Source organism: Vibrio sp. PSi01 (assembly GCF_054960695.1).
Genome location: NZ_JBHNYN010000025.1, coordinates 12,493 through 26,876, shown reverse-complemented (window position 1 = coordinate 26,876; position 14,384 = coordinate 12,493). Strand labels below are relative to the sequence as shown.

Genomic DNA, 14,384 nt, shown 5'->3' with positions numbered 1-14,384 from the left:
AATCTCTATTAAATTGTTCTCTAATTCAATCTAAATGAAGCTCTAGCAAAGGAAATGAAATTCATAAAAGTTCTCATGGTAATTTTGGCTTAACTTACGGTATCGGCGCAGAGTACAAGTCATCAAAACCATTGTTTGGCAACTCCAAGCTGTTGACTCGTGTAGGGTTTGATTGGTATGAGCTCGGAGGTTCAAATGATTGGTATACCAAGGAAACAACTTTAGGTATTCAAACTGGCTTTACCTTTTAAGCCAACATATTCATTACCCTGAATAAAAACCATTTAGGGTAATGAATTAAAAGCCATCATTTTAAAAATAAGATAAACCTCGTGTTATTATGCGAAGTTTATTTTATTTTTCAACACACTCTTTTTTCATGATCGTTAGACCAACATCCAGCGTTTCTGCCCAAGCTCGTTCTACGTTCTCATCATAATGAGGATCGTACTTTTTAACCGTATTGAGCAGCGAATTAAACCATTCGTTTAATTCAATTTCTGAAATGTCCAACCCCAAATCTTTGTGCCTTTTACCCAGTTTCTTGACCGAGTTCCGCACACTTGGCAGACCAGAGGAATTATAAATAAGAATGATCGAGGCCTTAAGCATCTTAGTTTGCTGCTCTAACCCTATCTTTTCAAAACGTTCTGAAAACCTTGGGTTATGCTCGCAGAAGTCTGCCAGAAAGCTTTCCAAGAATTCTTGATCAATCCGGCAACGCTCAAAGCTTTCATAAAACAGTTCATTCGGTTTCATCTAGCAATTCCTTTGCAATAATCAGCCAGTCTTTAGAATCATGAGGGAGGTTAAGAGCAGCGATAAATTGGCTCAAAACTATCAACATCAGCTAATTATACGCCACTATGGCATAAAATTAACTATGGCATAAAGTGAGTTGCACAAATCTTGTTTCCATCAGGGTCTCGTAAATAGGCCATATAGAGTCGACGTTCATCTGTTCCTCTGGCACCTGGACCATTTTCAATACTGGTACCACCATTTTCAACACCAAGACGATGCCATTCATCGACTATTTCTGTTGAGCTTGCCAAGAACCCGACGGTCATCCCATTACCATAAGTCGCGGGCTGACCGTCAATCGGCTTAGTTAAACCTAGTACGCCCGTTTTACTAACGTATATACAACGCCCCTTGGGATCGATTGTCCCTTCGCTGTAACCAAGCTCTTGCATAATTGGATCATAGAATGACTTCGCGCGTTCAATATTTTCGGTTCCGAGAAAAACATGACTAAACATAACTCACCTCTTTTGATTGAAAGAACCTCCCAAGCTAGACCTATAATTTGCGTTTGTCCAGGCACGCTATTCGGTCATAGTTGTTGCTTAACTCATTGAATGAAAGCATAGAGTTTGGTTAGCTATTTAACGCAATAAAGACTAATCAACAATGCGTTGTGCACCTTGCCCTTGATCATGCAAAATATCTTCAGGGTTCAACAAGTGGCACTTCTGCATACTCAAGCAGCCACAGCCAATACAACCTGTCAGGTTCTCTTGTAACGAACGGATCTGCGACATTTTGCTGTCTAACTGACCTTGCCACTTCTTCGCAACTCGCTCCCAATCTCGCTTAGTTGCGGTCTGGTTCATAGGTAAGGTAGATAACTCTTCCGTAATCTCTTCCAGCGTAAAACCTATCGACTGCGCTACTTGTATCAAAGCAATTCGTCGCAACATAGCTGATTGGTAACGACGTTGGTTGCCATTGGTGCGAATCGAAGCAATCAACCCTTTGGTTTCATAAAAGCGGAGTGCCGAAGGAGCAACACCACTGCGCTCTGATAACTGTCCTATCGTCAAATATACGATGTTCCTCATTATTACCTTGTCCTTGGTGCTCACAAATAGATAAAGTTCACTTTAACTTAATAGTAACCACAGCTTGCCTCCATCACCAGTAAAGAGAGCAGAACTTTGAATACCAACACCAACGAGCTAAGCGATTACTATTTTTATGATAACGATATGATTTTTAATAAACCGACTCGCGGCGAAGTAATTAGGAACTAGGTAATTGGCAATAAAGTAGTGAGGTGCAAATTAACTGAAGCTAATAAAAAATGGCTACCTGAAAGATAACCATAATGCCGTTCAGAATTTAAAAAACTAATCAAACAACTCAATAACCAGTTTGTTATCTTTAATCACTAGATTAGGCTCCGATGACTTAATCAATGACTCTTGCACCTTGTTGCTATCCAATTTATAAACCGGTGACTGAGACAAAGCAAAGCCAATCATGGATACCGCAGGCTTAAGCAACCTCTCAACCTCAGGGGAGAGTTGTTGTCCTTTTTCCTGAAAACGCTCTAGTCGTAACGATTTCAAATACACTTCACCACTTTCTTTGTCATATTCAGGGATAGCACTGAACTCAATATCCAAATCCAATCCCATATTTGGCATATTAAATATCTCAACTTTTGCATTAGTATTAGCTATAACCGAGACTCGTTGATTGTCTGTTCGTCCAATTTTCACTTCTAAATCATCAACAGCCACTTGCGCATACATAACACTTTGAACACCAACTTCTTGTTCTAACATCACTGAATCTTGTAGGTATTTCGTCATGTCTTGTTCAGTAATACTGTAGCTCACACAACCACCTAGCATCAGGGCAGAAAAAGCGATAATGAAGCGGTTGATTAACTTTATTGTCATTGCGGTTAAACTCTTAATATGTCATTGCAAGGCACGGATTTTATCTTGGAATAATACCGTAAAATAGTTGTCACAATGACAGTGTCGGTTAACTCCGCAAAATGATCCACTGAAGAAATAACACCGTACAAATTAATAGGAATAGAATAGTAAGGAAAATGATGACGGCATTAACGATATTTTATGATGGGACATGTCCATTGTGTGCAAAAGAGATGGCGGCACTTGCCAAGCATGACACTGAAAATAAGATTCAAACCATCGATATCTACAGTGAAGCCTTTTCAGACTACCCTCAGATTGATGCGGACGCAGCCAACACCATTTTGCATGCACTGGATGAGAATGGAAAACTTTTGCTAGGTTTAGACGTGACCTACCAAGCGTGGCGCTTAGTAGGAAAAGGTTGGCTATACGCCCCATTGCGCTGGGCCATATTCAAGCCAATGGCCGACTGGTGTTATCTACGATTTGCCAAGAACAGATACAAAGTTTCTTTCTGGCTAACAGGAAAGTCACGCTGCAATGGAAACAGCTGCACTAAATAGTGCTTGGTTAAGACATACCACTCGCGACTTTGTAATACACCACACCAAACAGCGCAGCAAAAACTAAAACGGTAACCGCGACTTTTAACCAAATAAATTTCATGTTTTGTCCTTTAAATTCTGTTTACTATTTCGCGAGATAAGTTACCACAACAAAACATTCGGTTGGGTAATGATTTATAGAACTTTGTAGAGAACCTTGATTCCCAGAGAGAACTTTTATGTCGGCAAAAGAAAGAAATCTACCTACCCATCGTATTTCAAGATTCAGTAAATTCGCGTCTCTCGCAACTCGAGTAGCGGGAAGTGTCATAACTGAAGGCACGAAACAGCTCGCGCAGGGAAACAGACCCAAAGCAAAAGACTTGGTATTAACACCTCAAAATATCGCTCGCCTTACAGATCAGTTGGCACATTTGCGAGGCGCTGCAATGAAGCTAGGTCAGATGCTGTCGATGGATGCCGGTGATATCCTAGAACCGGAGTTAGCCAATATACTCGCTCGCTTGCGCTCAGACGCCGACCCATTACCCGCTAAGCAGCTTAACCAAGTATTAGAAAATTCACTTGGAATAAATTGGAAGGTGGAATTTATTACCTTCAACTTTAAGCCTTTAGCTAGTGCGTCTATCGGCCAGGTCCACCAAGCTTACAGTGATGCAGGAGACAAACTTGCTATCAAAGTCCAATATCCAGGCATTCGAAAAAGTATCGACAGCGATGTAGACAACGTAGGCACACTGCTCAACATTGTTGGGTTGATACCAAAGTCGGTCGACTACAAAAGCTTACTAGAAGAGGCAAAGAAACAGCTCCATGATGAAGCGGACTATGCTCGCGAGGCTGACTACGCGATTCGTTACCATGATGCATTAAAAGAGCACTCTCACTTCGTCGTACCTAAAATTCACCCGCAAGTCTCTTCAGACTCCGTCCTCGCCATGGACTTCATTGAAGGTGTCTCGATAGAGCAAATAGAAGGTTACGACCAAAGCACCCGTGACTTCGTGATGCACAGCCTAATCGAGTTAATGTTCAAAGAGCTGTTTGACTTCAAGATGGTGCAAACCGACCCCAATTTCGCTAATTACTTGTATGTAGAACAAACACGTCAAATTGGCTTGTTGGATTTTGGTGCCACCCGTGAATACAGTGATCGCTTCAGTGATGGTTATCGTTCAGCCTTTACCTCTGTGATTGATCACAATGAACAAGGACTCAACAAGGCGTTAGAGCAAATTGGATTTTTTAGCGAGACCATCCTCCCTGACCAGCGCCAAGCGATTCTCAACCTAGTGACAATGGCATGTGAACCCATGCTTGTCGATGAAGATTACGACTTCAAAGCTAGTGGTTTAGCACAAAGGCTTCGTGAGGCAGGAACCATACTCAGCATGGAGCAAGAGTATTGGCACACACCACCAGCCGATGCCCTATTCCTCCACCGAAAGATTGGAGGCATGTATCTGCTGGCATCTCGCCTTGGGGCCAAGGTGAACATCAGGCGCTTGGTAGAACCCTATTTGCTAAGCGACAGCTGATACTAAAGCCATTCTGGTCTTTAAAGTGATCATTTCAAGTCGTTGAACAGTAGTAACAGTTACGCCAACTAAAATGAGTCAGACTAATGAAGCATTCGCTGCTGTGCTCCACCGCCCTAATCGCGAGCCTAACAAGTTCATTCGCTTTTTCAGCAAGCTGTCCTGAGATACTCAACGGCAAACAAAGGCTGTTAAATTCAAACGAAGAGATTGAGCTGTGTGAAGAGTTTCAAGGTAAAACTTTATTGATCGTGAATACAGCAAGTCAATGCGGTTTCACGCCACAGTTCGAGCAACTTGAGCAACTGCATCAAACATATAAAGATCAAGGATTCACGGTTGTTGGTTTCCCAAGCAATGATTTTCGTCAAGACAGAGGAAGCGAGGAGAAGTCTGCCAAAATCTGTTATCTGGATTACGGCGTCACGTTTCCAATGATGGCGCGTGCTTCACTCTCTGGGCCGAACGCAAATCCAGTCTTTGCCGAAATCCAACAACAAGCTGGTATCAAACCGAAATGGAATTTCTACAAGTTCTTGGTCAGCAAAGAAGGCAAAGTGATAGCAACCTTCCCGAGTTCTACGTCGCCAACCAGTAGTACCCTCAAAAATGCTATCGAGCAGCAGCTATGAAGTCAGATTACATGGAAACAACTCAAACACGTAACACCATGGCTAAGCTCGGCTATATGGGTTTAGTCCCCTTTTTATTCGGCCTATTGTTATCGCTCACCGACAGTCAGTTTTTTAACTTGAGCGGAGAAACACTCTTCATCACTTACAGCGTGGTTATCTTAAGTTTCTTGTCTGGTATTTTATGGGGAAATGGCATAGAGAACTTCAAAATCCAATCAAGTAACAATGCTCTAATTCTAAGCAATGTTATTGTGTTAGCAGCGTGGCTAGCGGTACTACTCGGTGAGCAAAAGGAATTCATAACCACACTTATTCTCTTGGTCGGTTACATTTCGGTTTGGCGAGCAGAGAGGTCGATGAAGGAACAGAATAAAAGCGAAGGGCCTGATGGGTATTTTGAAATGAGAACTCGACTAACTTCTAGCGTTGTGTTGATGCATGGTATCGTGCTGTTAACTTGAGTGAGTTTTTACCTGTTTAAGCATATTGAGCGCAAAGCAGGCTGGGATGAATAGCAGTACTTCCATATTTCCATTGAGGGCTTCCTAGCTACAATATACCAAGGTTATTGAATCGTTTAACGCAAGATTACCTTTTATAACAGCATTTGAAATCTTTTATAGTGACACTTGAAAACTGTCCCTCCCTCTGTCAAAACCTTTGAATCAGTTTTCGAAAAATTGTTCATATTCTGGAGTTGATAAGTTTTCCGCAGCTCCAATCTCACCAACGATATAAATCGCACTGGCGAAAGTTTCTATCGTTTGATTAGGCTCACGCTCCGGCACTTCACCAACAACCGGGACAGATTTAGGTTCTGATACCGTATTACAAACAACACTTTCACATACGATGCTTTGTTGTTCTAACGAGATAGCCTCGGGGATATCAAAATCTCCAGCCGATAAATCAGAACTAGAAAGCTCTAAGGAAGCATGTGATAAGGTCGAAAACATAGCTGAAAATACAATCCACTTATTCATAATTCATTCCATAGTTAATATTCATCAAACTTATAAATACTATCTAATCACAAACATTATGAACAGTGTTTTATTTTGATAAACTTAGATTTTCATTGTCTACCCCGGAAAAAGCTTAAAGATAAATGCCGTAATTTCAACTTATCTGGGAGTGCTTGCGTAACGTGAACTTATCAAGCAACACAGGCGGAATAATGATGACCGAATATTTTACGAAGGCCACTAATGTCACCACTGCCACAAAGCAGCCTAAAACAAAGTCATGAACATCAACGAGCACCAACCCGAGCAATCGATCACAAGCGACCGCAACTACGGCAATACTGAGCGCAACTATCCATTTACTGTGCTGATAAGGTAACGGTTCCATTGTTTGGCTGACGAAATATAAAAGTAGTAATCGCAATATGTAAGTTCCGCAGAGGACAACAATAACCCCCCATACGCCATAACTGGGCGTCACGGTGACATAACCAATAGCGGCCAAGATCGCGCATCCACCTTGAATCCACATTTGCGATTGACTTGATTTCCCACTGAAACAACCAAGATTCAAATAATCACCTGCGTTCTTGATAACACTAATGGCAAGCAATGCGACAACAATCGTACCCGAATATTGATAGCTGCTTGGCAGAATTAAAGCGATAAAGCCTGGAACAGTTAAAATCATCAAAGCACCCAATACGATGGCGAAATTGACGCCAACTAAGGCTTTGTCTGCACAATCCTTACTACCTCCTGATTGCTGAAGAATGGCGACACGGTTTGGGAACCACCACAGTGCATAGGGTTGCAATAACAATCCAAGGATCAACGCAAATTTACCACTGACTGCATAAATCGCCAGTTCTTCGACTCCAACGAAACTTGCCATTACCCAACGATCTAACCCCATGATCATATACATTGATGCCCCTCCCACCAAAGCGGGTAACCCAAACTTCAGGATCTTGGTTGAGTATTTAAAACAACCAAATGTTCCCATCTCTTGCCATTGATAGCGCAGTAAACAGATCATTAGCAGCAAACTCGATACCGCTGCCGAAATCAACACACCATCAATACCATATCCGGCCTCAAGCAATGCAAAAGTCATCACGGCTTGAACACCGGCTTTCAATACATTAAGCAGGCAAAATTGTTTCGCCATCGCGTTCATTCGCATTAAGGTCAGAGGAATAGAGATTGCCCCATCAAGCATTGTAGGAATGAGTAGGATAAAAATTTGGTAGGGTTGAAATTCGACGGGTAACATTAAAATCAATAGCGGCATGCTGAGCGCAATTAATAACCCTCCTAGCACGCACACCAAAACACTTAGCGTAAAGCAGTTAGAAACGAGTTCCCGCTTTTCATCGCCATCGGACACGCCCACATAACGATACATTGCCTCAACGATACCAAAGCTAAACAATATCGTTCCAATGTCTGCTAACAAGACAATCGCTTCTAAAGAACCATATTCTGCTAGTGTCATTTTGTGAGTAATGTAAGGAATCATCACAAGTGATATCCCTTTCATCATCACAATACCAATAGCGTAATAGGCTGACTGTTTTAATGAACCCATAGCGGTCACCTATCCTTTACCCTGCTGGCGTTAGGAAACTTTTACAGTCTCTGATTAGGTGTAGTAACGTTCGTTTTTGAGGAGCCAAAACCAAAGATCTAAAACTGTAAGCGGCCGCCTGTCGGTTGTGTTGTAGGCTTCGGTAATAGTCAGCGTAACCTTCAAGTATTCTCGCCTTTGCGATCTTGAAACTAGAAGAAGGTAGGTTCCAACGTTCACTGTCATTTTGGTAATGCTGAAGAATAGATTCTATAGACTGCAAATTCCTCAGCTTGAAGCTTTCCGTTTGAGTAACAGAATTCGCTCTCATCAAGTAACCAACTTGCACTGAATTCAATACGCCAATCTGATGATTCTCACTCACGCGAAGCCAAAGCTCCCAATCTTCTCCGTAAGTAATGTCCGCGTTAAAAGTGTCTGTTTGCGAAAAGACATCGGCTTTCACCATCACTGTCGATGTGCCAATCACGTTATTTTCAATAATAAACTCTAGTGGGTTTTCAATATTAAAGAATAACTCGTCATGATCTTGAAACTGCGACCAATAACTGAAGCAGTCGACAATCACTTGGTAGTCTTCAGTGAGATGCTCGTAGTTAGTAAAACTCATCGCCAGATCGGGGTTCCGCTGATGGAATTCAAGTTGTCGTTCAATTTTTTCAGGGAACCAAAAGTCGTCAGCGTCTAAAAAAGCGATGAATTCACCGGACGCTTTTTCGATCCCTAAGTTTCTGGCTTGAGGAGCACCTACGCCCAACGTCGATAACTTTATAATTCGCTCATCGTGTATCGAAGAAAGATAAGTTGACGTCCCGTCATTGCTGTTATCGTCAATAATGATCAGCTCAAGGTCTTGATGAGTCTGCTTGAGTACGCTGCCGATTGCCTTCGGCAGGTAGCCCAAACAATTATAAGTAGGAATAACAATACTAACTTTAGCCATAGTGACGATCTCAGATTTATATCTTACACAGCATGTCTGCATATCCTGTGCCGAGTATTCCTCACTATTAAACTGGCCTTATATCAGCACCCTACGTATCTGTTCGCAAAATGACGAACAAGCACTGTCGACACAGAAATTCAAATATCCAATTTGACTACCAATTTGAGAAAATCAAAAGCGATCTGACGATAACAGCAAAAAACCGTTAAAAAGCACCTCTTCAGTACCCTCTCATCTTGGTTCGTATTTTGCTTAAACCATTGTAGTGGCCGATACACAAGGAGAAGAAAATGAAAAAAGTAGCATTTATAGCGCCAACCTATCCTGTGCTCAGTGAGACCTTCATTCAAACAGAGGTCGACTCCGTGAAAGCGTGTGGGCATCAGGTATGCGTAATGGCATTCGAAGTAGAAAAAAGTAAAAAAGCTTTCGACTATGACATTGTCAAAATTGGCAAGGATGTTCGGGCGGGCAAGATAACTAGCATCAATTGGGTGGGTTTTGTCAAAGCACTTTCGTTTGTCTCTAAGCAGACTAGCATGCCGAAGAAGTCACTTTTTGCTTATGGGTTTAAGCTGGCTTTACAACTTGCAGAAAAAGACGTCAACCATGTTCATGCTCATTTCTGCCAACACACCACCGCCCACGCTATAGTCGCCGCTAAGCTTCTCAATATAACGTGTTCGTTTGTCGCCCATGGTCATGATGTTTACGAATTCGCTTACGATATTGAACGTAAAATTACATCGAGTGATTTTGTGGTCGCAGTCTGTAAAGACATGCTCACAGACTTTAATCACATGGCCAAAGGAAACATAAAGCTCCTACATTGCGGTGTAAATACCAAGCAATTCCGGTTACACCCAAAGACTGAAACCAAGCAGCTTCGTTTTGTTTTCCTGGGAAGACTAGTTGAACAAAAAGGTATCCACTTTCTCATTGACGCTTTAGCACCGATAGCCGAGCCTCTCGACATTCATCTCGATATCGTTGGCACTGGAGATTTAGAGTCGCAGTTAAAAATGCAAGTAGAGCAACAAGGGTTAACTCGAAATGTCACCTTTCTGGGCTCAAAGCCTCATGAATGGGTAAAAGAAAACCTTCCGCATTACGATTGTTTAGTCGCTCCTTTCTGTTTTTCAGAAACAGGTTGTGTTGATACTGGGCCGTTAGTACTAAAAGAAGCTATGGCTGTCGGAACCCCCGTGATTACAACCAACATTATGGGCTGTAAGGAGATTGTCACACCTGATACTGGCTTTTTAGTGAATGAAAAAAACGTCGACGAGTTAAGAGAAAGCATTGAGCGTTTTGCGCAATTAAGTAGTAATGACAAAATAGAGATGGGCATGATGGCAAGAACAAGAGTAGAGAAACGCTTCAACTCTCTTAAACAAGCTCAGCAGCTGTCTCACTGGATAGAGAATCCAGTTTAAGATTGTCTATAAACACGCAAATAGGTGTGCAATGGATTAGAAGCTAAACAAAAAACCATAGCGTCACATTGATACACACTGTAACGCTTTAGTTCTATACACCATGAGTCTGAATAGAAGTAGCCCAATAACTCTGGGCTATAATGATTCCTTTGACTAAAACAGTTTGTCGTGTGCTTCTTAACCCGCTCGCAACGCTAAAATCTCAGTAAGATCGTCCGTCTCTGTATATTGACTCAGGCCTTGTTCTTTCGATGCAATCGCAACGATAGACATTCGGTCTGCAAGTTCATTACCTTCAATACCAACGTGACCGTTAACATGATAGATAGTGATTTGAGAAGCGATCTCTTGGTACATTGCATAGGCTGGCATGATGATATCGAGGTTTTTAATCTCACCACCCGACTTCGTCCAGCCCTTTTTCTCCCAACCTGAAGCCCACTTGGTAATGCAGTCAATTGAGTATTTTGAGTCACAATAAATCGCAACAGACAATCCAGCTTGCAGTTTTTCTTTGGCGAGTATAAATGCTTGCTTCAAACCTTGTAGCTCTGCGGTATTGTTGGTGCCCGTAGCTTGGTACAAGCCATACCACAATTCCGTTAACTCATTATTTAGATAAACCGCTAAACCTGTACCGGCCTCTCCAGGGTTTGGCTCACAAGCACCATCAGTAAAGATCTTGATGTCAAAAGGCATATCAGTGATTTGCTGCTCCGAAAGCGGCGGAGTTTTAGCTTTGCTCGCCTTACTTGTAGCACTTGGTTTTACGGATGTAAAATTATAAGTTGGAGCAGACACAGACGACTTTTTACCACCGAAAGCAGATTCAGCTTCACCTAATGTGGGAAACGATTTGTATCTCGCACCGGCAAAACCATCAACTTGCGATTTACATTCATTCCAAGTGGTAAAAATACCCGGTGTACGACCTTTCCAAACCACATAATATTTCTTAGCCAAACTAACTCCTTACCAGAACCTTAAAACACGATCCCCACACCAAAATGATTCTGCTGTGGGGATGTTATTATGCCTGATTATGTTCGCAACACATAAATCATTACATAGAAGACACACTGTGTTGTGAGAATAGATGCGTTGTCAATCAAGTATAGAGCGCTAATTTTAATCACAACCTGAAAGCATCCATCTAATTAGGAGCCTCTATGTTCCTTAAGATCCTGTTTTAATTTGGAAGTTAAAGTTTGAATCTTAGGTATAACTTGCTGCATTACCGACTGAGTCATAATCATTGACTCTGTTGTCACAGTTGGCATCTTTTTCAGAATACTCTTACCATGTTCTGTTTTGTAGAAATCGATCATAGCCTCGACCTCAGCTTCAGTGAACTGCTCACTGTAGATCGTTACAATTGTTGGCTCTAGCTTTTTCCAACTCATCTCTTCTTTCATCAAGTCATTCATGCTGTGATAGTATTCATCAAAAATATCTCGTTCTGAGTCTGAAACCTCGAGTTCTTTAGACATATCAGCCATCATGCTATCCATTTGAAGGAATACCGCGTCCAACGTGGAATCGACATCCATGATCTGAAGAAGCTCTTTTACTAACGCTTGCTTCGTGTCCTGTGCAGCTGACAATTGTAGCGGAACTAGCAGAAAGAAAATGGCGAGAAGTTTGTGCATTATTAAGTCCTTTGGGCGATTTATATTAGAGAAAAGATTCGTTCGATTTATCACTAAGTGATTGTGTGGCTCAACACAAATTACATATCAACCTTTTGAATTAACTATAAATTTACTTACTTGCAATTCATAATTAAAACAGATTAAACCACACGAAAGCATATGTAATCAAATGCATCTAATCTTAAACCGCACCATTACGAAAATATACGAAGGACATCACTGAAAGCAGCTCGTTTCAAAAGATCACTGTGTTTTAGACATACCATGTCTTTTAAGCAGGAAATTAAAGGAAAAGAAACTCAACTGCGACTAAGTTATAGAACAAAAACACGGCCATACTGACTCCAATCGTTAACAGCACATTTCCTGTTTTCCATATCAGTAACCCAGTCACAAGAGCGCCGATTAAATATGGGTTTTCGAGGCTTGGCCAGAATGATTGCTCAGGAGCGAATACAATCGGCCCCCAAATAGCCGTTAATACAGCGGGGCTTGAATATCGCAGTAGGCGCCTTGCCGTACTATTCAGCCGAAGAGGAATTGAAGGCTCTAGAAACACATACCGACTAAAAAAAACAATCGCTGTCATGAGCAATATCGATAACCAAATCACGCTGATTCTCCTTCATTCGCTTGTTTCTGACCATTGTGTCGTTCAACAAATGATTCACTAATGAAGCCCGCCAACATACCTGAAATCGCAGCAATCATCAGCCCCCCTTCAACCTGATTGACCGCCATTGCCACAGAGGTCACCAATGACACCACAACACACACCACCGTTGGCAGTGTTCGAATCAAAGGAAAAACCAAAGCAATGAAAGTTGCGGCGACCGCGAAATCGAGGCCAATTTCGTTAAGTAATGGAATTTGACTACCTGCGACAATGCCGACAAAGCTGGCAATATTCCAAACGAGGTAAAATCCGCCACCCACGCCCGCGGCATACCAACGATTAAACTCTTGTTGGGATTGCCCACTGCAAATCGCGAACAGTTCATCAGTGAGCCAAAAACCAAGCAGTAAACGCCAACGTGCAGGAAGGTGACTAATTTTGTCACGCATAGAGACACTATAAAGAAAGTGTCTTGACGTAATAAACAGCGTAGTTAACAACATAGTCCCTAAACCAATACCCGCTTTAAACATACCCGCAGCCACTAGCTGAGCTGAGCCCGCAAATAAAATGGCAGACATAGCCTGAGCTTGAAGCTGATTCAGTCCAGCATCTATCGCATACGAGCCTGCTAATATGCCCCACGGTATGACGGCAATACTTAACGGCATCGCTGCCATAACGCCTTTCCATAACTGCGTACGTTTATCCATTGTGTTGTTATCCATATTCTCTTAGTTCTCGTTACATTGGTTTTCCACTGTAAAAGAGCGCTCACTTATTCGATTGTACAAAGTTGCTTTGTCACAAAAGCTAAGGTACCAAGTCAAAGCAATCAAATTAAATCAACGCATCTTAATGTACTGACCTGGAGTGTAACCGTTGGCTTTCTTAAAGTGCCTATGAAAATGACTTTGATCGTGAAAACCACACTCTTGCGCGGTATCCGAGATCGAATGCCCTTGCTTTAACAATTTACGCGAAAGCCTGAGTCGGGATTGAATTTGATATGCATGTGGCGGAAGACCAAATTCTTTTTGAAAGGAGCGCACCAAGTGAAATGGACTTAAAGCCGCAAGCTTCGACAATTCTTCCAATGACACATCTGCTTGTGGAAAATCGTCTAAAAACTCTTTCACTAGAACAAGTTGGCGTTGAGTTTTTCCATCTAACAGAGGCTTAAGGCTCGACTTCCCATGTCGGCTAATCAGTTTAACCAACATCCCGTACATCAAGGTTTCTCTTAGCAGGCGATTATCTGATTCATCAATCGTGTTGAAAACTAATCTGAGTTGATTGGCGAGTTCAGGGTCTTCAACCACCGCTCTAGGAAAGTAAGGAGCCCCATAATTCGGCAGATTGAGTTCCTGCGTGATTTTGGCAAGTTGTTCTGGCAGTGGATACATTGCACGATACGCCCAGCCACCTTCGGTAGCAGAATGACCGCTATGAACTTCATCAGCATTGACCAGAATGATCGCATCTTGAGGCGCGACATGATGCCCTCCGGTTCGATAGAAGCGCTGAGCCCCCTGCTCAATCACACCGAGTGTGTAACCTTCATGGCTATGACGTGAGAAGTTCTGCTTTTCATATTCTGCATTGAGGATTTCAAGGCCACCGAGCTCTTCTGTGATCTTGTATTCGGCTTTCTCTTTAGAACGCTTTTTGTTATCCATAACCATCCCCAAGCCTGTTAATTATCGAGCGACTTATCAGTCTACTCTATAGGCTCTCGCAACTTTTGTACAAAATTGCGCA

Annotated in this window: 17 protein-coding genes and 1 pseudogene; 6 read left to right on the top strand and 12 right to left on the bottom strand. The window is 42.1% G+C overall.

Annotation, left to right across the window (positions count from 1 at the left end; all coding sequences use genetic code 11):
• Positions 1–41: 41 nt before the first annotated feature.
• A pseudogene (locus tag ACFI6G_RS20835) lies at positions 42–251 on the top strand (hypothetical protein); the annotation flags it as partial.
• Between the two features lie 103 nt (positions 252–354).
• On the opposite strand, the gene ACFI6G_RS20830 reads toward ACFI6G_RS20835, so the two are convergent.
• From ACFI6G_RS20830 to ACFI6G_RS20815, 4 genes are all read right to left on the bottom strand, one after another.
• The gene (locus ACFI6G_RS20830; protein ID WP_102341137.1) at positions 355–759 is read right to left on the bottom strand and encodes a globin; all 405 of its coding nucleotides are present in this window, start codon (positions 757–759) and stop codon (positions 355–357) included.
• A gap of 122 nt (positions 760–881) precedes the next feature.
• Complete coding sequence (locus tag ACFI6G_RS20825) at positions 882–1,262, bottom strand: VOC family protein (RefSeq protein WP_010439683.1); 381 nt, start codon at positions 1,260–1,262, stop codon at positions 882–884.
• Positions 1,263–1,403: 141 nt separating this feature from the next.
• Positions 1,404–1,844: a redox-sensitive transcriptional activator SoxR gene (gene soxR, locus ACFI6G_RS20820; protein WP_016784679.1), complete on the bottom strand. Its 441-nt coding sequence runs from the start codon at positions 1,842–1,844 to the stop codon at positions 1,404–1,406.
• Between the two features lie 288 nt (positions 1,845–2,132).
• Positions 2,133–2,690: a DUF1439 domain-containing protein gene (locus tag ACFI6G_RS20815; RefSeq protein ID WP_016784680.1), complete on the bottom strand. Its 558-nt coding sequence runs from the start codon at positions 2,688–2,690 to the stop codon at positions 2,133–2,135.
• 161 nt (positions 2,691–2,851) lie between these two features.
• Here ACFI6G_RS20815 and ACFI6G_RS20810 point away from each other — a divergent pair, with 161 nt between their 5' ends.
• The 4 genes from ACFI6G_RS20810 to ACFI6G_RS20795 all read left to right on the top strand — a co-directional run bounded on the left by ACFI6G_RS20810 (position 2,852) and on the right by ACFI6G_RS20795 (position 5,875).
• Positions 2,852–3,238 (top strand): thiol-disulfide oxidoreductase DCC family protein, encoded by a 387-nt coding sequence (locus ACFI6G_RS20810; protein WP_010439678.1) that lies wholly within the window; start codon positions 2,852–2,854, stop codon positions 3,236–3,238.
• 221 nt (positions 3,239–3,459) lie between these two features.
• Positions 3,460–4,779 (top strand): ABC1 kinase family protein, encoded by a 1,320-nt coding sequence (locus tag ACFI6G_RS20805; protein WP_102370356.1) that lies wholly within the window; start codon positions 3,460–3,462, stop codon positions 4,777–4,779.
• Between the two features lie 86 nt (positions 4,780–4,865).
• Positions 4,866–5,411 carry a glutathione peroxidase gene (locus tag ACFI6G_RS20800; protein ID WP_016784682.1) on the top strand — a complete coding sequence of 182 codons (546 nt, stop codon included), beginning with the start codon at positions 4,866–4,868 and terminating at the stop codon, positions 5,409–5,411.
• Positions 5,408–5,875: a DUF3429 domain-containing protein gene (locus tag ACFI6G_RS20795; RefSeq protein ID WP_016784683.1), complete on the top strand. Its 468-nt coding sequence runs from the start codon at positions 5,408–5,410 to the stop codon at positions 5,873–5,875. Before ACFI6G_RS20800 ends, ACFI6G_RS20795 begins: the two co-directional genes overlap by 4 nt.
• A gap of 204 nt (positions 5,876–6,079) precedes the next feature.
• On the opposite strand, the gene ACFI6G_RS20790 is transcribed toward ACFI6G_RS20795, so the two are convergent.
• The 3 genes from ACFI6G_RS20790 to ACFI6G_RS20780 form a co-directional block, all read right to left on the bottom strand.
• Positions 6,080–6,397 (bottom strand): hypothetical protein, encoded by a 318-nt coding sequence (locus ACFI6G_RS20790; protein WP_010439666.1) that lies wholly within the window; start codon positions 6,395–6,397, stop codon positions 6,080–6,082.
• A gap of 136 nt (positions 6,398–6,533) precedes the next feature.
• Positions 6,534–7,970: a lipopolysaccharide biosynthesis protein gene (locus ACFI6G_RS20785; protein ID WP_102370359.1), complete on the bottom strand. Its 1,437-nt coding sequence runs from the start codon at positions 7,968–7,970 to the stop codon at positions 6,534–6,536.
• Between the two features lie 16 nt (positions 7,971–7,986).
• The gene (locus ACFI6G_RS20780) at positions 7,987–8,913 is read right to left on the bottom strand and encodes a glycosyltransferase family 2 protein (RefSeq protein WP_010439661.1); all 927 of its coding nucleotides are present in this window, start codon (positions 8,911–8,913) and stop codon (positions 7,987–7,989) included.
• A 293-nt stretch (positions 8,914–9,206) separates the two neighbouring features.
• On the opposite strand from ACFI6G_RS20780, the gene ACFI6G_RS20775 reads away from it, so the two are divergent.
• Positions 9,207–10,352, top strand: coding sequence for a glycosyltransferase (locus tag ACFI6G_RS20775; protein WP_010439660.1), 1,146 nt, complete (start codon positions 9,207–9,209; stop codon positions 10,350–10,352).
• 180 nt (positions 10,353–10,532) lie between these two features.
• Here ACFI6G_RS20775 and ACFI6G_RS20770 read toward each other — a convergent pair whose 3' ends face one another.
• From ACFI6G_RS20770 to ACFI6G_RS20750, 5 genes are all read right to left on the bottom strand, one after another.
• Entirely contained in the window at positions 10,533–11,318 is a 786-nt protein-coding gene (locus ACFI6G_RS20770; protein ID WP_010439658.1) for a ribonuclease H family protein, read from the bottom strand.
• A gap of 194 nt (positions 11,319–11,512) precedes the next feature.
• A complete protein-coding gene (locus tag ACFI6G_RS20765; RefSeq protein ID WP_010439656.1) occupies positions 11,513–12,004 on the bottom strand; it encodes a DUF2059 domain-containing protein in 492 nt (163 codons plus the stop codon).
• A gap of 286 nt (positions 12,005–12,290) precedes the next feature.
• Complete coding sequence (locus tag ACFI6G_RS20760; RefSeq protein WP_010439654.1) at positions 12,291–12,620, bottom strand: AzlD domain-containing protein; 330 nt, start codon at positions 12,618–12,620, stop codon at positions 12,291–12,293.
• Complete coding sequence (locus ACFI6G_RS20755) at positions 12,617–13,351, bottom strand: AzlC family ABC transporter permease (protein WP_016784685.1); 735 nt, start codon at positions 13,349–13,351, stop codon at positions 12,617–12,619. Before ACFI6G_RS20755 ends, ACFI6G_RS20760 begins: the two co-directional genes overlap by 4 nt.
• Before the next feature lie 117 nt (positions 13,352–13,468).
• The gene (locus ACFI6G_RS20750) at positions 13,469–14,302 is read right to left on the bottom strand and encodes an AraC family transcriptional regulator (protein ID WP_010439648.1); all 834 of its coding nucleotides are present in this window, start codon (positions 14,300–14,302) and stop codon (positions 13,469–13,471) included.
• Positions 14,303–14,384: the final 82 nt, after the last annotated feature.